The following is a 23,927-nucleotide window of genomic DNA, read 5'->3' on the forward strand; positions in this document are numbered from 1 at the left end:
TTAGCAAGCCCTTGCTTTTACTCGAAAATAGTAAAATTCATCGGCTTGCAGTCTATACTTAAGCATATTTTTTAACTCACTGTAAGTGATAGGGTCATACAACCAATGAAGCTGTTTCAGTCCATTTTTCAAAACAATCAATGGGATCCCGCATTACCAGAACAATCAAATGCAAGCTTAGTATTTGTATTTGGTGACAGAGCAATGATGCAACAGGATCCATTCAGAGGTGTTTTGTCGAATAGCTTCAGCCAGGGGGATATCGTCGGATGCAGCACCAGCGGTGAGATCCAAGGTACCGCAATTTATGACCAAAGTTTGTGTTTAACTGCGGTTGAATTTGACAGTTCAACAGTGCAAGTTGTGGATCAGGTGTTTGTACAGGGCCTAAATTCCTTTGATTTTGGTCAGCAATTAGCCACAAAATTATCCCCTCAAAATCTAAAACATGTATTTTTACTGTCAGATGGCCAATTGGTTAATGGCACAGATTTAGTTGAAGGCGTCACCAGCTCATTACCAGACGGTGTGATGGTGACGGGTGGTCTAGCCGGGGACGACGTTCGATTTAGTGAAACGGTATTGTGGCATAACCATAATGTCACCTCAGGTCTAGTCATCTTGATTGGCTTGTACGGTGAAAGTCTTGAAGTTGGTTATGGGCACATGGGCGGATGGCGTGCTTTTGGTCCACTCAGAGAAATCACTAAATCTGTAGACAACGTGCTTTATGAATTAGACGGCAAGCCGGCACTGGAACTTTATAAGGAGTTTTTAGGACCACACGCTGAAAACCTGCCCGCCTCGGCTTTATTATTTCCTCTGTCTTTACATCAAGATGATATAGATGAACCAAGAGTTAGGACTATTTTAAGCATTGACGAACAGCAAAACAGTATGCTTTTTGCTGGTAGCATGCCTGAAGGAGCCACTTGTCAATTAATGCGAGCGAATAATGAAAACCTCATTGATGGCGCCAGTGACGCCGCTGAAATTGCCCTTGAGAGTATGCCCGCATTTGCGCCTGAACTGGCTTTATTGGTTAGCTGCGTGGGCCGCAGATTAGTGCTCAATCAACGTATTGAGGACGAAGTGGAAGCGGTAAAAGAAGCCTTTCCTGACAACTGTGCGATGACTGGTTTTTATTCTTATGGAGAGATTTCCCCTTCCCTCCCCATAGGAAAATGTGGATTACATAATCAGACCATGACAATTACCTTGCTTGCAGAGAGAGAATCTTGAACACCTCACAAAACAAATTGTTACGTAGGCAATTAAAGCGCTATGCACAAGGAGAGTTGCTTGAAGCCGAACATCCGCAATTTTTAAATTTTGTGGTGGACGCCTATGTCCAATATCAACAAGAAGTGGACTTACTTGAACGCTCATTATTTATCACATCGAATGAGTTGAACGAAAGAAATTCTATGCTCAAAACTCAACTAAACGAGCTGAGTGAAACGAAGAATAAATTACAACAGTTTGTTAGTGTATTGAACGCCACCTTTGATGCTACCGGAGAAATGATCTTTGTTTATGACATTCAGGGCGTCATTGTCGCAACTAACACGATGGCGAAAACGTTTTTGCATGAACATGGTCTCAGCGCCACTGAGCACTGGAGCCAACTGCTTAACTTGTTGCGCTACCCGCAGCAGATAAAAGAAATTGCCAACACGCTAAAAGTTGACAATCTGAAGCACCTAAGTTCAACCCTAGAGTTTTGTAACGGCAAGTTCTACGAGTATCGCTCATTACCGCAACTTAAAGGTGATGAACTGATCGGCAGAGTTTGGTGTTTTAAAGACGTCACACAAGAGAAAAAAAGTGTCGAAATTATTCAACATCAAGCCTATCACGATGCGCTTACCGGTTTACCTAATCGCTCTTTATTGCTGGATAGAATTGAGCACGCCGAAACCATTGCGAAACGAAATGACAGCCAATTAGGTGTGCTATTCATTGATTTAGATAATTTCAAACGGGTCAACGACACAGAAGGTCATGATGGTGGTGACCAACTGCTGATTGAAGTAGTGCACAGGATAAAGTCCAGACTACGTGAGCAAGATACCTTATCACGGCTTGGCGGCGATGAATTTGTGATTTTGTATGAATCTATGCAAGATCCAAAAGCGGCACATGCCCTTTGTCATAGTATCCTTGAGTTATTAGCCCCGCCTTTTATCATTAACGGCCGTCAACATTATATTTCGCCAAGTATCGGCGTGGCAATGTATCCGCAAGATGATGACCAGGCAGAAGGACTCATTCGCAAAGCGGATATGGCGATGTATCAAGCCAAAGACAAGGGTAAAAACACCTATCAGTTTTATGACGCAGAGCTTGAATCTTCAGCACTTGCGCAACTACAAATTGAACGAGAGTTGCGTGACGCAATTAAGTCCAACCAGTTGTTCCCTTATTTCCAACCCAAAATTAATTTGAAAAGTAGCGAGATTGCGGGGGCTGAGTTACTAATGCGCTGGGTCAAAGAGGATGGAAGTTACATATCACCTGAGGTGTTTATTCCCATTGCTGAATCAACTGGCTTAATCAGCCAAATAGGCACGATCGCCATTTCTGCGGCGTATAAACAGTTGGAGAAATGGCGTAAAGAAGGGATCCAACATCTACACCTTGCAATCAACTTCTCCATCCTAGAGTTTCAAGACAGCGAACAGATTGCGCTATTACTTGATAAGGCGGATACGTCCAATCTAGGTGGTGAAAACATTATTATTGAGTTGACTGAATCCATATTCATGCAAGACAAAGACAAAATTAGCAAAACAATGGAGTTGTTAAAAACCCGTGGTTTTTCATTCGCACTCGATGATTTCGGTAAAGGCTACTCGTCATTTAGCTATCTACAATCCCTACCTATTCGGTATCTAAAAATAGATAAATCGTTCTTGCAAAACGTAACCACTAATAAACAAAGTGCGGCTATTGCTCGCTCTATTATTGATATTGGCCATAATTTGGAACTTGAAACCATAGCCGAAGGGATCGAAGATCAAGCAACACTAGATTATGTACGCGAAATAAATTGTGACTTGGCACAAGGATTTCATTTATATAGGCCAATGGACAGTCAAACATTTAACCAGTTGGTTATAGATAAAGGGATGACTACACTAGCTAATTGAACAAGGTGCACCTGTCACTTAAAGATAGCCCCAGTATCGGCGACAGGCCACTGAGTTAGTTGAGCAGTGTAGCCTCTGCATACTGCTTAAACATTTTGGCGAAATAAGGTGACAAGGTTCAACCCTCGTTGAGCTTGTTCTTTTGCTTGCTTATCCCAGTTTGCGTCTCGATATTGTTTCGAGGTACGCAAATAATGAATAGCACGTTTGAGCCTTAACTCATTTTTCCAATCTAACTCAACGTTCGTATCTTGTTGATAGATGGAATTCAATTGGTTCTGCAACAAAGTGATTTTTGTATCTGCTTCACTGTTTTGTCGCTGATAATTCGACTCGGCCCACGCAAACAATGAGGCAAAAGTCAGAGATAAAACTACAAAGAATACCAAAAATACTTTCATGTCATTTACTCCTACTTTTAAAGATAATAAGTTAAGAGCAAAAACAGTACCAATCAGAAACAGCCTGATCCTAAAAAGCTTTTACGCTGCAAAAAAAACAGCATAACCCATTGTTATATATTGATTTATAATAAACTCTGTAATTTTAAACTTGAATTAGTTGTTAGCAATTAATACGTTTTAAAAACTGGATGATTGAGTAATTTTTTCACATCATTGTATTAATTTACTCGACGCACCTTATCCTTCAGCTCAGGTTAATTTCACCTCTTGTTTGAATACGCGGTGATCTTTAAAACGTAAAAACCCCCAACAATTGGATTGTCCAACTATTGGGGGCTACTTATCAATCGCGTGTTATTCAACTCGCGCTTTTGACTATCCCACTAAAAAATGATCCTCAGGCATACTCATTAGATTTTCAGCGCCGGTTTCAATGGCCGATGCCAATGAGCGAGTGCGAGATAATATGCGATCAAAATAGAAACCTGCAGTTTGTAACTTAGCTTGGTAAAAGGCTTTTTCGTCACTGCCTTCATCCAGTTTTTGCTGCGCAACCACCGCCATTTTGAGCCACATGTAACCCACAATGATGTAGCCCGAGTACATTAAATAATCCACAGATGCAGCCCCTACTTCGTCTGGATTATCGGCCGCGCGCTTGGCAATTTCCTGAGTCATTTGTACCCACTCGCCAAGATGTGTTTCTATTGCATTTGACCAAGCGTTAAATTGCGCTTTGCCTCTCAAATTCATGCAGTATTCCTGCACTTCTTTGGCAAAAACTTTAAGCAATTCACCATTTGAGCCCATTATTTTACGACCGAGTAAGTCAATTGCTTGGATCCCTGTCGTGCCCTCATACATGGTGCAAATGCGGGTATCGCGAGCAAGTTGTTCCATGCCCCACTCTTTAATGTATCCGTGACCGCCATATACCTGCATTCCATAACTTGTTGTTTCTTGGGCTGTTTCTGTTAAAAATGCTTTAACAATAGGTGTAAGTAATGCCAGTTTTGCTTCTGCGACCTGCTTTTCTTCATCATTATCGCTATACAACGTCAGATCAACCATTTGCATACAATAAATAGCTAACGCTCGATTGCCCTCGCGAAACGCTTTTTGGGTAAGCAACATACGTCTCACATCCGGATGGACAATAATCGGATCTGCCGGCCCATCGGGATTCACCGGACCTTGGCTGGAGCGAAATTGCAAACGGTCTTTTGCATAGGCTAAGGCCCCTTGGAATGCCGCTTCAGTGCCAGCTAAGCCTTCAAGCCCAGTGCCAATTCGAGCTGAGTTCATAAAGGTAAACATACAATTTAAGCCACGATTAGGTTCGCCGATGAGGTACCCCTTAGCTTGATCGAAATTAATCACACAGGTGGCACTGGCCTTAATTCCCATTTTATGTTCAATTGAGCCGCAAGCAACCGCATTGCGCTCGCCTACACTGCCATCTTCATTGACGTTAAACTTCGGAATAACGAATAGTGAAATACCGCGAGTACCTTCAGGTGCATCTGGGAGGCGAGCCAATACGATATGAACAATATTATCCGAGAAATCGTGTTCACCGGCTGAGATAAAGATTTTAGTACCGGTGATACTGTAAGTGCCATCGTCGTTGGGCACAGCTTTGCTTTTTAGCATGCCCAAGTCAGAACCACAATGTGACTCAGTTAAGCACATGGTACCGGTCCAGCTTCCTTCGATAAGTGAAGGTAAAAACCGCTGTTTTTGTTCATCTGTACCATGGGCAAGAATAGTGGCGATACAACCTTGGCTTAATCCTGGGTACATTGCCCATGAGTGATTAGCCCCTGAAAACCATTCCGCAATTGACGAAGCCAATGAATAAGGTAAGCCTTGGCCACCAAACTCTTCAGGATGCGTCATTGATGGCCAACCACCTTCAACATAAGTCTGATAGGCTTCTTTGAATCCAGGTGGCGTGGTCACTTCACCGTCTTGCCATTTACAACCGATTTCATCACCTATCGCATTAATGGGAGCTAGTACATTATCGGTGAATTTTGCCGCTTCAGCACAGATTGCTTCAACCATATCGAGAGTGGCATCTTCGAAGCCCAACTTTTCATAATGTTTTTCGAAGCCGAGTAACTCATTCATGACAAACAAGGTGTCACGTACAGGAGATTTAAAATTTTGCATATTATTTACACCCTTTTACAACAAATCTAATAGACTTCAAACAAACCAGCAGCACCCATTCCGCCGCCAATACACATGGTACAAACAACGTATTTAGCGCCACGGCGCTTACCCTCAATTAATGCGTGACCGACCATACGAGCACCACTCATGCCGTAAGGGTGACCTACAGAGATAGCACCACCGTTAACATTGAGCAGTTCGTCAGGAATTCCTAGTTTTTGCTGGCAATAAAGCACCTGAACGGCAAAAGCTTCGTTGAGCTCCCACAGGCCGATATCTTGCATTTTCAATCCATGTTGCTTGAGCAACTTAGGTACCGCGAAGATAGGTCCAATGCCCATTTCATCCGGTTCGCAACCCGCAACGGCAATACCGCGATAGGCACCTAGAGGCGTTAGATTATGTTTTTCCGCCAGCTTACTGTCCATTAGCACGCTTGCTGACGCACCGTCTGATAATTGGCTGGCATTACCAGCGGTAATACAACCACCTTCGATAACGGGTTTCAGACCTTGTAACCCCTCAAGGGTAGTTTCAGCGCGATTACCTTCATCTTTTGATAAGGTCACTTCTTGGAAACTTTGCTCTTTGGTCTCTTTGTTTACGATTACCTTGGTTGCCGTCACTGGCACAATTTCGTCATCAAACTTACCAGCTTGTTGTGCAGCAGCTGTGCGCATTTGACTTTGATAGGCATATTCGTCCTGCGCTTCACGGCTGATACCGTAGCGACAGGCAACGATCTCAGCCGTTTGTAGCATCGGCATATAAATATCCTTGTGCTTAGCAACGAGCGCCTTATCAACCATTCGAAAAGTATTCATTTTGTCATTTTGAACTAAGCTAATCGAGTCTAGTCCACCGGCGACCATGATCGGCACATTATCGGTGATGATATGTTTAGCTGCAGTAGCAATAGCGTACATTCCTGAGCTGCATTGGCGATCTAAGGTCATGCCCGAAACGGACACTGGCAGCCCCCCAGCCAAGGCACCTAAACGACCAATATTCATCCCGCCAGAGCCTTGAGTTAAGGCGCTGCCAAGAATAACATCGTCGACACTGGCGGGATCGATGCCGGCACGCGAAACCGCAGCAGAAATAGCATGCCCTGCCAAACTAGGTGCTTCTAAATTGTTAAATGCACCGCGATAAGCGCGGCCTATGGGAGTACGTGCCGTGGAGACAATAACGGCTTCTTTCATAATAGTTTCCTTAAATTCTGTTGTTCAAAAACGACATTACTTTTTAAAATCGGCAAAGCCTTTACCTTGTTCGGCAAGTTTTTTCAAAAGCGGCGCAGGTTCAAACCACATCTTGCCGTAATCGCCCAACTCGTCACGATATTTACACATGGCGGCATAGACTTTATCTAAGCCTATCTCGTCGGCATATTGCATCGGTCCACCGCGATACACAGGGAATCCATAGCCATACACATAGATCACGTCAATGTCGCTGGACTTAGCCGCAATCCCTTCTTCAAGAATATGTGCTCCCTCATTTATCAGCGGAAAGATACAACGTTCTAATATTTCCTGCTCACTATGCTGACGTTGTTCAACCCCTAGCTTTTGTGCTTCTTGCTTGGCTATTGCCAATACGCTGGGATCAGGGATAGGTGTGCGGCTACCTTCTTCGTAAAGATAAATCCCCTTACCTACTTTTAGGCCCACGCGCCCCTCTTCCACTAACCGATCAGCCACCACCGCATAACTGGGATCATGAGCAATGAACGCTTGGCGTGATTGACGCACGAAATATCCAATGTCCAAGCCTGCCATATCGCCCATGGTATTTGGTCCCATTGGCATACCAAAATCGTATATCACTTTGTCTATTTGTTCAGGTGATGCGCCTTCCAGTATCAATCGATTCGATTCTCGGCCATAAGGTTCAATCATACGATTACCGACAAAGCCAAAGCACACACCAACCAATACCGCCACTTTGCGGATTTTTTTGGCCATGAGCATGCTGGTCTTGATCACATCGGCAGCGGTTTTTTCGCCTTTGACCACTTCTAATAATTTCATGACATTAGCGGGACTAAAGAAATGCAAGCCAATGACATCCTGAGGCCGTGACGTCGAGGCTGCAATTTCGTTAAGATCCAATGTTGAGGTGTTTGACGCTAAGATAGCACCGGGTTTACACACCTCATCAAGTTTCGTAAATACCTGCTTTTTAACGTCCATTTTTTCGAACACCGCTTCGATAACCAGATCAACCTCAGCCAATCCCGCGTAATCAGTGGTGCCTTGCAACAATGCCATACGATCTTCAACGTCTTGCTCTGTCAGTTTGCCTTTTTTCGCTGAGTTGCTGTAATTGCGACGAATTAGTGCAAGTCCTTTATCGAGTGCCTCTTGTTGCAGCTCTAACATCACCACTGGAATACCGGCGTTTGCAAAGTTCATTGCAATGCCCCCTCCCATGGTACCTGCACCGATAATACCCACGGTTTTGATATCTCTGGTCGGCGTCGATTTGTCAAAATCAGCGACGTGTCCGGCGGCCCTTTCAGCAAAAAAGAAATGTTGTTGGGATCTAGCCTGTGGTGATTTCATGCACTCCATGAATAGCTCACTTTCACGCTGCAAACCTTCATCTAACGGTAGAGTAACGGCCGCTTCTACTGCACGAATACAACGCTCTGGGGAGAAAAACCCGCGAGCTTGTTTGGCAATACCTTGACGATATTGCGCAAATAATTCATCGGGTGCAGTGGCGGGATCAATATCGATATCTTTAGTACGCTTTATCGGTGCGCCATTGGCAATTAGGTCATTTATAAAGTCGACACTGCTGGCCATCAACTGGCTAGGATCGTCAACCACCAAATCAAATAAACCTTTAACGCTGCTTGCTATGGCAGGTTTGCCTGACACAATCATATCTAAGGCTTTGGCCACGCCTGCAAGTCTAGGCAAGCGTTGTGTTCCTCCTGCGCCGGGTAATATTCCCAAATTAACTTCAGGCAACCCCACCTTATTTTGCGCAAACGTAATTCGGTAATGACAGGCAAGTGCAACCTCAAGGCCACCGCCAAAAGCAGGTCCATTAAGTACTGCAACTATGGGTTTGTCAGCATTTTCAATTAGCTCAAGAACAGAAGGCAGCGGTGGTTCAAAATCACCGGAGGAGAATTCACTGATATCCGCACCGCCCGAAAATAAAGACTGCTCAGAGGAAATCACAATGGCCTCTATACTGGCGTCATCTAAGGCTGCACTAATATGCTCGATTAGCCCTACTCTTACCGATTTTGACAGCGCATTTACCGGCGGGCTTTGCATTAATACGATAGCGATATTGCCTTTATTTTGACGGGTAACCGCAGCAGGTTGCACAGCGTTCATAGAGTCCTCTTTAACGTGAAAAAATAAATCCAATTGGCGATACTAGGTCAGCTACCCTAATCATCCAAATTTATTGGTTTTATTCACATTAATAAGTCAAATTGATACTTGAGTGAGTCGTTGATTTTACGCTGTTTCAGCCTAGTCAGGGGTTAGACTGCGGTTTTAGCTGGTTGACTTTAACCAGCGCTTCTGATGTTCTAGCCTTTACTTTCTATTTACACAAAATTAACAGGACAAGTGATGGAATACTTACGCACTCCAGATTCATGTTTCAGCAATCTGCCTGACTATGATTTTACCCCACACTATATCGAGGTTGATGATTTCGAAGGTGCAAGTTTAAGAATGCATTATGTGGATGAAGGGCCAAAAGACGCGCCTGTGGTGTTAATGTTACATGGTGAACCCTCATGGTCTTTTTTGTATCGCAACATGATCACACAAGTAAGCCAGCAAGGGTTTCGCGTGATCGCGCCCGATTTAATTGGCTTCGGACGATCTGACAAGCCGACCAAGCAAACGGATTATACCTATCAGCGCCATGTGGATTGGTTAAGCAACCTGATATCAATGCTAAAGCTCAACGACATTACTTTGGTATGCCAAGACTGGGGCGGCTTGCTTGGATTGCGTTTAGTGGCTGACTACCCTAACAATTTTGCTCGAGTCTGTGCCGCCAATACCTTTTTACCTACCGGCAATGAATCCTTAGGTAAGGCGTTTCATCAGTGGAAAGAATTTTCCCAGCAAGTACCAATATTTCCTGCGGGCGGCATCATCAAAGGCGCAACCACTACTGAACTTTCTGAACAGGTCATCAATGCGTATAACGCGCCCTTTCCAGATGAATCATATAAAGCCGGTGCCAGAGTATTTCCATTACTGGTTCCAGCGTCACCTCAGGATCCCGCTTCCGTGCCAAATCAGCAAGCTTGGCAGAAATTGAAACAATGGCGTAAACCGTTTTTAACGGCATTTAGTGATTCTGATCCTGTGACAGCTGGAGGGGATAAAATTTTTCAAAAACTGATCCCAGGTTGCCAAGGGCAGCAGCATACAACGATCAAAAATGCGGGGCACTTCTTACAAGAAGATCAAAGCGAAGTCTTTGCCAAGGTGGTCATTGATTTTATGCAAAACAATAAGTAGCTAACCATCCCAATTGGAGAAGCAAGTGGATCCTTTATTAGATTTTACAGGCCAAGTCGCCATGATCACCGGTGCCGCAAGCGGCTTTGGTCGATTGCTAGCTCAAGGCTTAGCGATGCGCGGCTGTAATTTGGTGATTGGCGATATCAATCCCGACGAACTCGACATTACCCTTAACTCATTACAATTAAAAAAGAATAAGGCGATTGCCGTAACTTGTGATGTGAGTGATGAATCGCAAGTGAAACACATGGTAGACACTGCCATCAGCCATTTTGACCGACTCGATATTGGCGTTAATAACGCGGGTATCGCCCATTCAATGACCCCTTTACATGAAATAGAACAACACACACTGGATAAGCAAATGGCGGTTAACGTTAATGGCGTCATGTACGGGATGAAACATCAAATCGCAGTTATGCTTAAACAAGGCGCTGGTCATATTGTTAATCTCAGTTCAATGGCTGGGATTGGCGGAGCACCGAAAGGCGCAGCATACTCAGCAGCCAAACACGCGGTAGTTGGATTAACCCGCACAGCGGCTGTGGAATATGCCAGAAAAGGGATCCGCGCCAATGCCATTTGTCCGTTTTACAGCCCAACGAATATCCTGGCCACAGACGGATTTGATTCACCTCAGAGCCAAGAGCGATTAGCCAGAGGCTGCCCCATGCGCAGATTGGCCCAGCCACAAGAGGTGGTGAATACCATGATCTTAATTTTATCGCCCGGTAACTCCTACATGAGTGGCCAAACAATTGCGATCGATGGTGCGGTAAGCGCATGGTAACAAGAACATTTAATTTATTGTGATATAGGAAAACAAGATGAACGGTTTAATGATGAATACGCAGTTGATGATTTCATCCATATTACGACACGGTGAAAAGAATTATCCCCGCCAAGAGATTGTTTCGGTAACCGTAGACAATCCGCGGCACAGATACACCTATAAAGACTTTGCTAAACGCGCCAGACAACTTGCGAATGCGCTGGAAGCCTTAGGCGCAAAGTTTGGTGACAGAATAGGCACCTTAGCGTGGAACGATTATCGTCACATGGAATTATATTATGCTGTTTCCGGTGCCGGTATGGTGTGCCACATGATTAACCCAAAACTATTTCCAGAGCAAGTCAACTACATCATCAATCATGCCGAAGATAAAATCTTATTTGTGGATGTGTTGGTGATGCCGCTCATCGAAGCGCTAAAAGATCACCTTAAAACCGTTGAAAAAATTGTAGTACTGACCACCAGCAGTAATATGCCTGAGACCAGTTTATCCAACGTACTGTGCTATGAGGATCTGTTGGCGCAATACGATGACAATTATACTTGGCCTGAATTTGACGAAAACACCGCTTGCGGTATGTGTTATACCTCTGGGACCACAGGCAACCCCAAAGGTGTTGTTTATAGTCATCGCTCTACCTTATTGCATGCTTATGCCGGCGCCCTACCCGATGCCACCAATGCCTCTAACCGTGACGTGATCATGCCCATAGTGCCCATGTTCCACGTTAATGCTTGGGGGATCCCGTATGCATCCATTATGGTGGGCGCAAAGCTAGTCATGCCAGGGCCGAAAATGGCCGATGGTGAGACCTTACACAACTTGATTGAAACCGAAAACGTCACTTATGGCTCGGGCGTGCCAACAATTTGGATGGCGTTGTTAGACTATCTCGACAAATCAAACAACAAAATCGATTCGCTCAAAGTAGCTAGTACCGGCGGTGCCGCCTGTCCTAAGGGCATCATCGAGCGATTAAAATTCGATTATCAAACCCATGTTTTACAAGGCTGGGGAATGACAGAAATGAGCCCTCTGGGGACGCTTTTCAGTCTCAAGCCGGGCATGGAGAACTTACCAGAAGATCAAATTACCGATTTACAAGCTAAGCAAGGACGCAGTGTGTTTGGTGTTGAGCTTAAAATTGTGGATGATGAAAACAACGAACTACCGTGGGATGGCGTGGCGTTTGGCGCGCTCAAAGTGAGAGGTCCTTGGATAGCCACTGGCTACTATGGTATGTCTCAAGAGCCCGGTGCTGAAGATTGTCCAGTGGACAAAGATGGTTGGCTTAATACCGGTGATGTGGCGACCATTGATCCTGAAGGATTCATGCAGATCACTGACCGAACCAAAGATGTGATCAAAACCGGTGGCGAATGGGTCAGCTCAATTGAAATTGAAAATGCTGCTGCCAGCCACCCAATGATTGCAGAAGCCGCGGCTATTGGTCGTTATCATCCTAAGTGGACAGAGAGACCACTGCTGATTGTAGTACTACATCAAGATGCTGATTTAAACGCAGAGCAAATAATTGACTATTTACGTGAGAAATTACACAAATGGTCGGTACCTGATGACGTTGTTTTTGTTGAAGAGTTGCCGCACACCGCCACCGGAAAACTAAACAAACTGGCTCTTAGACAAGATTTTAAGGATTATCAATTTAGCTAGCAAACATTTTAAAATCATAAACTTAGGAGGCTTTCAGCCTCCTTTTTATTTCTAATTGGTATCAATTTTAATACCTTAGTATCAGAGAATAGATTTTTTTTAGACCAAAGTAGGAGTTAAATAAGTGTTGTACAAAAACTAAACATCAACATCACCCTAACGGAGGAATTAACCATGTTGAAAATTGTTAAAACTTCTATCGCTATCGCTGCTGGTTCATTATTGTTCGCAGGCACTGCTCATGCTGATATTAATGCTGCCCTACAGAACATCTGTACCATTGTTAAAACTGACGATAAGGGCGAGTTGCGTAAGAAGATGAAAAAAGTCCAATCGGATTACAGAATGAAACTGAAAGACTATTACACCGGCATTAGCTGTGGTGGCAATAGCCTTATCCGTACTGCATTGCTTAACAACGCTGTTGAAACAGGCGAATTGCTGGTCAAGAAAATGCCTAAAGGCGATTTGAAAAATCCAGAAAGCGACGGCAAAACCCTACAACAATGGGTCGCTGAGAATGGGCTAGCCGATTCACCCATCGCTGCGGTGCTAAATGACCGAATTTAAACCATTTTATTAGCTCCAAACCAGATTCAAAAAACCTCCTAATTGGAGGTTTTTTATTGTTCGCTCTGCGCTATTTGGAGCTTCTCAATGACAGCGGCAATATGACTAGCTGCTTGTTGGCGTTTGCTATCATGCAAACGAGGATACTCCTCTTCCAACATTGCCAAAACCGACATCATGCCCCAATGATACCCGGTAGATAGCACCAAATAAGCAAATTCATTTTGTTTCGAGTTCGAACCTGTTGGCCCTGGATTGGCAGTCATCGTTGCCATGGTTTCAACCTGTGATCCGTACTGCTCAACATTTTCAATTTTGTTAACTTCAAAAAACAAGGCTTCGTAGGCTTCAGATTGTTGATAGGCGTGGCTATACACCAAAGCATCAAATTGCGCATATTGTTGCTGCAGTAAGACTTGAAAGGCCTGGTAGCCATTTTGTGCATGAGCCTTCAAGCCGTTGTTTCGCGCCAAAACCACATCATTAAAGGACGACCACTTCATGTCACTGGGATAGGTTACGCCCTGATTGTCAGACTCAATAATCCGCCCACCGCACAGCTCGTCGTGAATACCTGGCGATAATATATCGGCTAATTTGACCTGACGCGCATAACCTTGCCCATAGCTGGCACTGAATAATCGATACGCCACCTTGGCAACATCATCTAACACCGCCTGTTGATTAGCTTCACCAAAGCGCCCTTCATTGCTGGCAAGAAACTTCATTGCTTCACTAAATATTGGCTGATTGGCTTCATAAGACGAGATAATAGCGCTTGTGTCGTGCGTTGAACCACACAAATACACGCCTAATAACGCGTTCCAGGGTTGTCGATCGACCGACCACACATGGATCATTCCAGTGAATAGGTTGGCATGCACAAATTGCTGCGCTTCTTCGATAAGAGCATCGTGCGCAGCTATTTTATCCAATTGAGCTTGGCTGTATTGAGGTTGGTTAGCACAGCCTGAGATGAGTATTGTGACAGCAATGATAAAAACGAGGCCAACAACAAGCAAAGAGCGGGAAAAATGTTGGCTTAACTGCATGACACGCGGCCTCAAAATAGGGAGGCCGCAGTGTAGTATTTCAAGCTGTGGTGTTCAAGTTGATTTGTGCTTTTTTAAGCAGAAAAAACGTCTGAGCCCCCTGTTTATAATAACAAAGATTGCGCCTATGGTTTGAGCGCCATTTTACCTTTTACTTCGCGCCCCATAACTTTATTAAGGGCTTTTTTAGCATCAACCAGCGGTAAGGTTTCATCCACGATCACTTTGACTTTACCAGCCAAATACCACTCAATTAATTCCTGCATATTCTGTTGGAACTCTTTAGGTTGATGTTGGGTAAACGACCCCCAAAATACGCCCACAACTGAATAGCCTTTGACCAACGCTAAGTTGACGGGAAAATCAGGAATGGTGCCACCTGCAAAACCAATGACCAGCAAGCGACCATTCCACCCCATACTGCGTGAACAGGCGTGAAAGGTATCTCCGCCAACGCATTCATAAACGACATCTGCGCCCTTACCGTCGGTGACATTTTTGAGTGCGGTTTTCAGATCCTCTTTGGTATAATTGATCAGAATGTCAGCACCATTTTGCTTAGCCACCTCGAGTTTCTCCTGAGTAGAGCACACGGCGATTACTTTAGCGCCCATGGCTTTACCAATTTGCACCGCAGCTAGCCCTGTCCCGCCAGCTGCGCCTGTTACAACCAAGGTTTCTCCAGGCTGAATATTAGCGCGCTGTTTAAGTGCATGGTGCGCGGTAGCATGCGCCGTGACGAGTGCTGCAGCTTCGTTATCAGGAATGGCATCGGGAATGGGCAATACGTGAGAGGCCGGCACAGCCACTTTTTCGGCATAGCCGCCCAACATACACAGTGCAATGACTCTGCGACCAACCTTCAGGTGTGGAACTCCCTCTCCCACCTCGGCAATCACCCCGGCCACTTCACTTCCTGGAATAAACGGAAAGTCAGGTTTCATTTGATACAAGCCTTGAACCAAAAGTCCATCTGGGAAATTTACGCCACAGGCTTTGATATCGACCACAACCTGCCCTTTACCTGCTTTAGGATCGGCCACCTCTTCATAACTGAGTTTTTCGACACTGGAAAATTCTTTACACACAATTGCTTTCATTAGGTTTTCCTTATGACCCTTAGGTCTTGATCAATTCAATCGCCATTTTGGCAAGTGGTGGCACCATAGCACCCACTTTACTGGCTTGTGAGCTGGACGCATTGCCCTCTTGGGCGCGCTTGGCAACACCTTGAGCTATAGCGCCAAGGCGAAAAAAACTAAAGGCTAAATAGAAATTCCAATTAGGAATGCTATCTATTCCGGCCCGCTGACAATAACTGGCGACAAACTCCTGCTCACTTGGTATCCCCAAGGCATGGCGATCAATGTCACCGAGACCACTTGAGTGACCGATGTGCGATGGCAATCTAAGTTGCATGCACTGGTATGCCAAATCAGCTAGCGGATGGCCTAAGGTTGACAGTTCCCAATCCAATACTGCGATAATTTCCGGTTTGTTTTTGGCAAACATCAAATTATCTAATCGGTAGTCACCATGCACCAAAGCAACCCGACCATCATCAGCCGGCATGTTTTGAGTCAGCCACCTAATTAGCTCGTCCATCTCAATGATGGGCTTAATTTCAGACAATTTATATTGTCCAGACCAGCGACTTAACTGGCGCTCGAAATAATTACCCGGCTTACCATAATCAGACAGGCCCACTGCGCTGATATCAACACTGTGTAAATCGGCTAATACTTGGCTCATTTGCTGGTACATTTCGCTGCGAGTTTGGTTGTTCTTTATTTCTGGCAGGCTGCTGTCCCAGTACACTTCACCGTCGACAAATTCCATGATGTAAAACAAACTACCAATCACGCTGGGGTCTTCACACAGATGAAAGGCGTTAGCAACCGGCACCTTAGTATTTTGTAAAGCTCGTATCACCTTGAATTCACGATCTACCGCGTGCGCTGATTTGAGCAATTTACCCGGTGGCTGTTTGCGCAAAACATAGTTGCCGCTGTCTGTGGTGAGTTTAAAGGTAGGGTTGGATTGTCCACCGCTAAATTTGTTGGCAGATAATGATCCACTGAATCCATCCAAATGCTGTTGCAAATAGGTTTGCAATGCAGCCATATCGAGTTGCTGCACTGCGGGCTCTTGTTCAGACACATTGACTCCTTATCAAGGCTTATCTCCTAGCACTGGATTATGCCTTGATTGCACCGACGTGATCTTTGATCAAATTGCGCCCCAACTGCATCATGTGCACTTGATCAGGGCCATCGGCTAATTTAATGGTGCGAGCATAAGCATAGCTTGCCGAAAGTACAAAATCTTGGCTAGTACCGGCGGCTCCGTGCATTTGAATTGACTGGTCGATGACTCTGCAGGCCATATTCGGTGCGACAATTTTTATTGCCGCAATAATATCTCGCGCCACTTTATTGCCGTAACGATCCATCTGGTCTGCTGCTTTTAAGGTGAGCAGTCGCGCTTGTTCAATATCGCAATGCATTTGTGCAATAGACTCGCGAACGGACTGTTGTTTACTTAAGGGTTGGCCAAAAGCCACTCGTTGTTCAACTCGCTCGCAGGCAAGATCTAGCGCCCGCTGGGCACAGCCAATTAGGCGCATACAATGATGGATCCGCCCTGGACCTAAGCGTCCTTGGGCGATGGCAAAGCCCTCTCCCTCTCCTACTAATAAATTGGCCGCCGGTACTCGGACATTATCAAACAGTACCTCAGCATGACCCACCGGCTCATCATAATATCCCATGGCCTGCATTGGCCGTACAATAGTGACACCCGCTGTGTCCATTGGCACTAAAATCTGCGATTGCTGTCTGTGGCGGTCGGCTGTGGGGTCGGTTTTTCCCATCACCACCATGATTTTACAGTTAGTATTCATGGCCCCACTGGTATACCACTTTCGGCCATTAATCACATACTCATCGCCGTCTCTAACAATAGCGGTTTCAATATTGGTTGCATCACTGGACGCCACTGCAGGCTCTGTCATCGCAAATGCACTGCGGATCTGGCCCTTGAGCAAAGGTTCAAGCCATTTCTTTTTGTGCTCTGCGCTACCATATTTAGCTAATACTTCCATGTTGCCTGTATCGGGCGCACTGCAATTAAATACTTCGGCACTCCACAATGCCCTTCCCATAGCTTCGCACAAAGGCGCGTACTCTAGGTTTGTTAGACCAGCTCCGTAAGGCAAATACTCTTTTGGCAAGAACAAATTCCACAAGCCAGCGGCTTTTGCTTGGTCTTTTAAGTCTTCCATCATCGCAGGTGTCGCCCAGCGCTTAGGGTTGTTGTGCACGGCATCGAGATATTGCTGTTCAACAGGGTAAATGTGTTGGTCCATAAACTGATTAAGTTTATCGAGCAGCGCCTGAGTTTTAGATGAGTAGTCAAAGTGCATAAACGGGTCCAATGAAGTGAGTTGCGAAAATACTAGAGTCAATAACAGTATAAGTTTAATTAATTATACGAATACTCTTATATTAGAAATATAAATGGCTTGCTCTTATTTACCATTTAATCAGGCTGCAACACCTAACTCAGTTCAGCTCATTAACCAATCGATATTAGTTATCTAACACAACCTCACTTAACAATTACGCAACATTTTTTTTACTTTACCCCTATAAACTTGCTAAGTTAGAGATTGGTACGATGAGTTGTTGTAAATTACAACGAAATCGGCAGGCTTTATAGTCAAAAAAACAGGATGTTATCAGTACGCGAGTGCAAAAAAATAACACTAATAATATGAACCCTAGACACAGCACCACGAGAACACACTTATGAGTAAGTATTCAACTTCTACATTTAAACAAAAGCCTTTAGCGGCGCTAATTGCCCTGTCACTTGGGCTCACAGCAAATGCTGTGGTTGCCCAAGAACAGCAAGCTGCTGAAGAAGAAGAGTTTGAAGTCATTATGATCACGGCGTCAAAACGCCAAACTGGTTTGCAAGAAACGCCAATCGCCGTTAGCGTTACCAGCGCTGAAGATATTGAGCAAGCCAAGGTATTGGATATTCAAGATCTACAAACCTTGGTACCCACTTTACGGGTGACCCCATTGCAACGTTCCACCAATACCAATTTTTCTATCCGTGGTTTTGGTAATGGGACGAACAATACTGGAATTGAACCCTCTGTTGGCGTATTCATCGATGGTGTTTACCGCTCTCGTGCTGCGGCACAAATTGGTGATTTACCGAGACTTCAACAAGTTGAAGTTCTCAGCGGGCCACAAAGCACCTTGTTTGGTAAAAATGCCTCGGCCGGTGTCATCAGCGTACGTACTGAAGCGCCATCATTTGCCTATGAAGGCAAAGTTGAAGCAGGTATTGGCAACTACAACCAACGTTTACTGAAAGCCTATGTGACCAACGGAATCTCTGACACCTTGGCATTCAGCTTGTCAGGAGGGATCAATAAACGCGATGGCTACACTGAGAGTGTTGTGGGCTTGGGCGAAATTAATAATCGTGACCGTTGGAACATTCGTGGGCAAGCGCTTTATGAGCCAACAGAAGACACCACCATACGTTTCATTGCCGATTACAGCGAAATCGATGAAGCCTGCTGTACCGTTGCCGACGTCATAAATGGCCCTACGACCGCAGCGGTTAGAGCTCTAGGCGGGACAGTATTGGAAACTGATGATCCGTTCGCTTATGAATCAGCGCTTACTATCGACCCCAACAACACTGTTGAAGACGGTGGTGTATCAATGCAGATTGATGTGGACTTCGATACCTTTGCATTCACGTCAATAACCGCGTTTAGAGATAACGCATCTGACTTTTTAGTAGACGTTGATTACACCTCGCTCGATATTTTGAAAGAGCAAGGTCATACCGAGATTGATACCTTAACGCAGGAGTTTCGCTTAACCTCGACCGATGATGAAGACTTCAGTTGGATGGTCGGTGCCTTCTTCTTCCAAGAAGATGTTATAACTGGAGACACCCTACATTTTGGTAGCGACATTAGAAATTACTTTAACGCACTTGGTTTAGCGCCTCTATTGGCTGGTGCTGAAGGGGTTTATGGTTTAGATCCAGGAACATTTTTTACTGCTGGCCCGACGGTGATTTCAGAGTTCACTCAAGACAATGACGCTTATTCATTATTTGTAAGCCTCGACTACAAGATGACGGACCGCTTAACCGCCACTGTTGGGATAAGTTACACTGACGATGAGAAAAAAGTCACTATCGATTCCGAAAACACAGATAGTTTATCGGCAATTGATCTGGATAATGATTTAACCTTGTTTGGTGTACCTATGCCATTTATTCCTGATTTGGCACCGTTTATTCCAACCTTGAAAAGTGTGCAGTTTTTGCCACAACAATTGGAATTCCCTAACGCGGTTGAAAGTGGCTACAGTAATGATAGCAAAACCACCTGGAGTGTTCGCTTGGCTTATGAGCTGAATAAAAACTTCAACTTCTTTGCTACTGCCGCTACTGGTTTTAAAGCCACATCATGGAACTTATCCCGTGATACACGCCCCTTCCCTGGGGATCAAGCCGCATTAGAAGCCGCTAACCTGACCCAACCAAACCAGAACTACGGAACGCGTTATGCTGGTCCTGAAGAAGCTAAGGTGTTTGAGTTAGGGATGAAATCACGCTTTAAAGATGGTGCGTTGAACATCACTTTGTTTGATCAAACCATTGAAGGCTTCCAGTCGAGTACCTTTGTTGGCACCGGCTTTGTATTAGCTAACGCTGGACAACAATCGACCAAAGGAATTGAGTTTGACTCGGTGTATCGTCCTACCGAAAACATTAGTTTAAGCTTCGCTGGTACTATTTTGGACCCTGTGTACGACTCTTTTGAAGGTGCATCTGGTGTAGACGGCCCTATTGACTTATCCGGTGAAAAACCTGCTGGTACTCATGAACGCAGCTTTACTCTTGGTATCAAGTATGATTTCGAACTCGACAACGGAATGTTCGGTTATGTTCGTACCGACTATTTGTATGAAAGCGAGGTTAGATTGGTATCTAACTTGCCGCCGGAGATGACTCGAGCAGTGAGCACCTGGAACGCCAGTGCGGGATTGGATATGGATAACGGTGTCAGCCTACAAATCTGGGTGCGTAACTTGAATAATGACGAGTACTATATGTCAGGTTTCCCACCGCCGATTCAAGCAGGAAGCTTCGACGCTTATCCAAATCAACCTAGAACCTTCGGTGCAACCGTATCTTATATGTTCTAAAACAAAGTGAAGTCTATGCTCAACTCATGACATTGAGTTGAGCCTCTGTTAAAAGCAAAAGCTGGCATTCACCTTTGAATGCCAGCTTTTTTATTTCGAATATATCCAGATATCAAGTTATTTGAAACTTGTCTCGCTAGATTGGCGAGCCTGGTGGCATAGGTTTAATCTCAAACCCACCTTTCCATTCACCGGTTTGCATAAACCAATCAAGTTGAAGCGCCATAGCCCGGTAATGTGGGTTGCGTTTGTTATTTTTAAGCCAAGTATGCAACTTCTCAATATTAACCAGCATCATAGCTCTCGCTTCTGGCGCAAGCTCGCCTGCTTGCATTGCCTGCATGACAATGGTTAATACTACATAATCAACACGACGTTTTATTTGCGCGTTAAATTTATCTTCTGATTGTTTGATGGTCGTTGCAAAAACGGCTTCTAGTAAACTTGCAATCGTTAACTGATCTTTGTGGTGAATGGGTTGCGAAGCAATGCGGTTTAGACGCTGAGTTTGTAACAACAGCGCCATGGTATTACCTGCAGAGGCCTCTGCGGCGCTGATAGGATCAAACACCAGCCCATTGCGACCTTGAAAACTTTCTCTAGAGTTCTGCTCCCCATACACTTTAGGCGTAATAAGTGTGGTCACCGTATTTGGGATCTGTAAAAATCTCGCAGACAAGGTGTTTAGCATTGCCGTTAATGCACGTTGCTGCAGCTTATGATCCACACTGGAGATACCCTGAGGTTGTTCAAAATCGCCCTTGGATTCATATTGATAATTTACCCCACCAATCAACTTGGCCACTGCATCTAGCTGGTAACGATGCATGTAATAGATCGGCACCAACACTTCTTGTAAAGACGCCAAGGAATCCCCTTTGGGTATACTATTGATACCGAATTGATTTAACGCGGTTTTCCTAACCTCTATTAAATGTGCTAATTCCTCAAGTGGATCGGCGCCATTGTCCCACAAGTGCCCTTTGGCATTGGCAGCATGCTTAGGCCTTGCATCTGGGTCTGATTGATAGGCAAGTTTATTTTGATGAGCTTTGGCGATTAGACCACTTAGGTAATCAGCTTCCTGTTGATCTTCTGACAAGTCTTGGTAGCCATAGGCAATAGTATGATAATCCCACTCTCCCATGCCAACTGCGTAAGCATCGTCAAGACTGACTTGACCATCAACTACACTGACTTTGGGATGAGGGTAATCCATCACTGAGCCGCGGTTATCGGCACTGGCTGCAAAGTTATGGGCAATGCCAAGGGTATGCCCAACCTCGTGAGCAGATAATTGACGGATGCGCGCCAACGCCATTTGTTTTTGCGCCTCAGTGCTAACCTTGTCTGATTTAAACGGACTGGTGAGGCCCAATGCAATTAGATAATCCTGCCTGACCCGCAATGAGCCTAAGGTCACATGTCCTTTGAGTATTTCACCGGTACGCGGATCGATCACCGAGCTTCCATATGACCAACCCCGCGTCGCCCTATGTACCCACTGTATGACGTTGTATCTCACATCCATAGGATCAGCATCTGCTGGCAATGTCTTTACTTGAAACGCATTTTTATAACCGATTTTTTCAAATGCCTGATCCCACCATTTGGCGCCATCGTGCAAAGCACTTTTGATCGGTTCGGGAATACCCGGGTCAAGATAGTAAACAATGGGCTCAACGGCCTCACTTGATGCCGCGTCGGGTTGCTTTTTCTGCAATCTGTGACGGGGTATAAACTTTTGCTCCATTGGTTTATCAATGGCTACCGAATAATCTTGATAGCTCACTTTCCAATATCCTGAGTAAGGATGAAACGCTCTTGGTTGATAGTTGCTATCTGGTAAACGGATAAGTGAATGGTGTAAATTGACGCTGATACTTTCAGCAGCCGGACTCACTTGTTTAACAAATTGACCTGGCTTGCTGCCCCCGAAGGTAACCAACGCCTCAAGCTCGGTATTATCAGGAAAGGATTTACTGCGCGGTAAATAGACACCACTGCGATTTTTATCAATTGCGTAGCTACCTTGTTTCGTGTCTTGCAGTCTCACTGAAATACCATGAATATCAGAAAGCAGAAAGTCGGTGTAATCTACTAATACGACATCATTTTGTGCCGCGACAATACTAAGCCCCGCGATCACAGAATCAGCAAAGGCCTCATCTATACTGGCACGCTCGGCCATATTATCACTGCTCACTCGGTAGTCAGTGTTCAGTTGCTTAAGCAACACTTTGCTTCCAAAGCGTTCAAACTGCACCAGTCGCGTCGCACCTAACTGCCCCCGATCGAGGCCTATGTCATTTGAGCCAATACCTTGAGGTAAGCTGCTTTGAAACAAAAAAGGTGAAGCAAAATCACCAATTTCTAAAAAGACTTGGCCGGTTTCAGACTGGTAGTAAAAGGTATAGAAGCCTTTTTTGACGTCCATTCCTTGAGTAAACTCATCAATTTTAAGCGGGCTGGCAAATGCAATGCTAGAAAAGAGTATCAAACACAAACAGAAGTACTTTATCACGTCGGTCTCCATTAATTTTAGAAGCAAACAATAGCAATTAATTGTCAGCGCTGAAAGTCGCTGTTTAAGGTTAGCTAATCGAGCCAGGTTGCCAATTGTGCAAAATCACTGAAAACAATATCAGCTTGATCGGCGTAATCAGGTACGCCATTAGGTGCATACAAACAGGACAGCATCCCTGCTCTATTTGCTGCTTGTACGTCGTAAAGGTAATCTCCAATATACGCTAACCCACTCACCGGGATCTGCCATTGTTTGGCTATTTTAAGCAATGCATCTGGGTCTGGTTTAGGCAAGGCATCTTCGCGAGTAAGAACAACTTCAAAATGCTGTATGCTATCGGCCAATTTACGCTGCGCAGCTTGGCGACAATTGCGCGTCACTATTGCCATAGGGATCACATCATCAGCAATGCGTTGGACAAATTCAGCTGCACCATTTATCCATGAGGCGGTGCAGGCATCTTCAATTTCATGTTGAATGATGATGTGTAGCGCTTGTGTTCGCAATTCGTGATTTAACCCATCGACATGAGTGAGAATATCGGTATCCATCGGGCAACCCACAGCCTGTCGCAGGTACTCAAAATCTAAATTGGCGTGCATTAGCGTACCATCTAAATCAAAAATAAATCCCTTAATAGCAGCAATTTGTTTAGACATTATCCATCACTTGTAGACAATCACAGGTTAGTTAATATGCAGATTATACGGGAAACAATCGCCTTTGGATGAAAATGATATTGGCTAACCATCATTGTATTTTTATCTGATGTATTGGGGAAATACAAAATCAAGCGTACAGACTAACTGAC

General features: G+C 44.8%; 17 protein-coding genes. 7 read left to right on the forward strand and 10 right to left on the reverse strand.

What is annotated here, in order from left to right:
* Positions 1 to 105: 105 nt before the first annotated feature.
* Both ABD036_RS02410 and ABD036_RS02415 read left to right on the forward strand, forming a co-directional pair.
* Positions 106 to 1,242: an FIST signal transduction protein gene (locus tag ABD036_RS02410; protein ID WP_343856154.1), complete on the forward strand. Its 1,137-nt coding sequence runs from the start codon at positions 106 to 108 to the stop codon at positions 1,240 to 1,242.
* Positions 1,239 to 3,152 carry a putative bifunctional diguanylate cyclase/phosphodiesterase gene (locus tag ABD036_RS02415; protein ID WP_343856155.1) on the forward strand — a complete coding sequence of 638 codons (1,914 nt, stop codon included), beginning with the start codon at positions 1,239 to 1,241 and terminating at the stop codon, positions 3,150 to 3,152. The genes ABD036_RS02410 and ABD036_RS02415 overlap by 4 nt, the downstream gene beginning before the upstream one ends.
* 86 nt (positions 3,153 to 3,238) lie before the next feature.
* Here the strand turns inward: ABD036_RS02415 and ABD036_RS02420 are convergent, their stop codons facing one another.
* The 4 genes from ABD036_RS02420 to ABD036_RS02435 all read right to left on the reverse strand — a co-directional run bounded on the left by ABD036_RS02420 (position 3,239) and on the right by ABD036_RS02435 (position 9,096).
* The gene (locus tag ABD036_RS02420) at positions 3,239 to 3,553 is read right to left on the reverse strand and encodes a hypothetical protein (RefSeq protein WP_343856156.1); all 315 of its coding nucleotides are present in this window, start codon (positions 3,551 to 3,553) and stop codon (positions 3,239 to 3,241) included.
* Between the two features lie 378 nt (positions 3,554 to 3,931).
* The gene (locus tag ABD036_RS02425; protein WP_343856157.1) at positions 3,932 to 5,731 is read right to left on the reverse strand and encodes an acyl-CoA dehydrogenase C-terminal domain-containing protein; all 1,800 of its coding nucleotides are present in this window, start codon (positions 5,729 to 5,731) and stop codon (positions 3,932 to 3,934) included.
* A gap of 26 nt (positions 5,732 to 5,757) precedes the next feature.
* Positions 5,758 to 6,939, reverse strand: a complete 1,182-nt coding sequence (locus tag ABD036_RS02430; RefSeq protein WP_343856158.1) for an acetyl-CoA C-acyltransferase — start codon at positions 6,937 to 6,939, stop codon at positions 5,758 to 5,760.
* A 36-nt stretch (positions 6,940 to 6,975) separates the two neighbouring features.
* On the reverse strand, positions 6,976 to 9,096 hold the full coding sequence (locus ABD036_RS02435) for a 3-hydroxyacyl-CoA dehydrogenase NAD-binding domain-containing protein (RefSeq protein WP_343856160.1): 2,121 nt from the start codon (positions 9,094 to 9,096) through the stop codon (positions 6,976 to 6,978).
* 243 nt (positions 9,097 to 9,339) lie between these two features.
* Here ABD036_RS02435 and ABD036_RS02440 point away from each other — a divergent pair, with 243 nt between their 5' ends.
* The 4 genes from ABD036_RS02440 (at position 9,340) to ABD036_RS02455 (ending at position 13,289) form a co-directional block, all read left to right on the forward strand.
* Complete coding sequence (locus ABD036_RS02440; RefSeq protein ID WP_343856161.1) at positions 9,340 to 10,248, forward strand: haloalkane dehalogenase; 909 nt, start codon at positions 9,340 to 9,342, stop codon at positions 10,246 to 10,248.
* A 25-nt stretch (positions 10,249 to 10,273) separates the two neighbouring features.
* Positions 10,274 to 11,041 carry an SDR family NAD(P)-dependent oxidoreductase gene (locus tag ABD036_RS02445; protein ID WP_343856162.1) on the forward strand — a complete coding sequence of 256 codons (768 nt, stop codon included), beginning with the start codon at positions 10,274 to 10,276 and terminating at the stop codon, positions 11,039 to 11,041.
* A 37-nt stretch (positions 11,042 to 11,078) separates the two neighbouring features.
* On the forward strand, positions 11,079 to 12,719 hold the full coding sequence (locus ABD036_RS02450) for a long-chain fatty acid--CoA ligase (protein WP_343856164.1): 1,641 nt from the start codon (positions 11,079 to 11,081) through the stop codon (positions 12,717 to 12,719).
* 174 nt (positions 12,720 to 12,893) lie between these two features.
* Positions 12,894 to 13,289, forward strand: coding sequence for a DUF3718 domain-containing protein (locus ABD036_RS02455; RefSeq protein ID WP_343856166.1), 396 nt, complete (start codon positions 12,894 to 12,896; stop codon positions 13,287 to 13,289).
* 53 nt (positions 13,290 to 13,342) lie between these two features.
* Here the strand turns inward: ABD036_RS02455 and ABD036_RS02460 are convergent, their stop codons facing one another.
* The 4 genes from ABD036_RS02460 to ABD036_RS02475 all read right to left on the reverse strand — a co-directional run bounded on the left by ABD036_RS02460 (position 13,343) and on the right by ABD036_RS02475 (position 17,765).
* Positions 13,343 to 14,341 carry a hypothetical protein gene (locus tag ABD036_RS02460; RefSeq protein ID WP_343856167.1) on the reverse strand — a complete coding sequence of 333 codons (999 nt, stop codon included), beginning with the start codon at positions 14,339 to 14,341 and terminating at the stop codon, positions 13,343 to 13,345.
* 125 nt (positions 14,342 to 14,466) lie between these two features.
* Positions 14,467 to 15,441 carry an NADPH:quinone oxidoreductase family protein gene (locus ABD036_RS02465; protein ID WP_343856168.1) on the reverse strand — a complete coding sequence of 325 codons (975 nt, stop codon included), beginning with the start codon at positions 15,439 to 15,441 and terminating at the stop codon, positions 14,467 to 14,469.
* A gap of 19 nt (positions 15,442 to 15,460) precedes the next feature.
* Positions 15,461 to 16,465: a phosphotransferase family protein gene (locus ABD036_RS02470; protein ID WP_343856553.1), complete on the reverse strand. Its 1,005-nt coding sequence runs from the start codon at positions 16,463 to 16,465 to the stop codon at positions 15,461 to 15,463.
* A 73-nt stretch (positions 16,466 to 16,538) separates the two neighbouring features.
* Positions 16,539 to 17,765 carry an acyl-CoA dehydrogenase family protein gene (locus ABD036_RS02475; RefSeq protein ID WP_343856171.1) on the reverse strand — a complete coding sequence of 409 codons (1,227 nt, stop codon included), beginning with the start codon at positions 17,763 to 17,765 and terminating at the stop codon, positions 16,539 to 16,541.
* A 385-nt stretch (positions 17,766 to 18,150) separates the two neighbouring features.
* On the opposite strand from ABD036_RS02475, the gene ABD036_RS02480 reads away from it, so the two are divergent.
* Positions 18,151 to 20,589, forward strand: coding sequence for a TonB-dependent receptor (locus tag ABD036_RS02480; RefSeq protein ID WP_343856172.1), 2,439 nt, complete (start codon positions 18,151 to 18,153; stop codon positions 20,587 to 20,589).
* Between the two features lie 136 nt (positions 20,590 to 20,725).
* Here ABD036_RS02480 and ABD036_RS02485 read toward each other — a convergent pair whose 3' ends face one another.
* Complete coding sequence (locus tag ABD036_RS02485) at positions 20,726 to 23,125, reverse strand: zinc-dependent metalloprotease (RefSeq protein ID WP_425542541.1); 2,400 nt, start codon at positions 23,123 to 23,125, stop codon at positions 20,726 to 20,728.
* Positions 23,126 to 23,187: 62 nt separating this feature from the next.
* Positions 23,188 to 23,775: an HAD family hydrolase gene (locus ABD036_RS02490; RefSeq protein WP_343856173.1), complete on the reverse strand. Its 588-nt coding sequence runs from the start codon at positions 23,773 to 23,775 to the stop codon at positions 23,188 to 23,190.
* Positions 23,776 to 23,927: the final 152 nt, after the last annotated feature.

It is taken from the genome of Aliiglaciecola litoralis (assembly GCF_039523355.1).
Lineage (GTDB): Bacteria > Pseudomonadota > Gammaproteobacteria > Enterobacterales > Alteromonadaceae > Aliiglaciecola > Aliiglaciecola litoralis.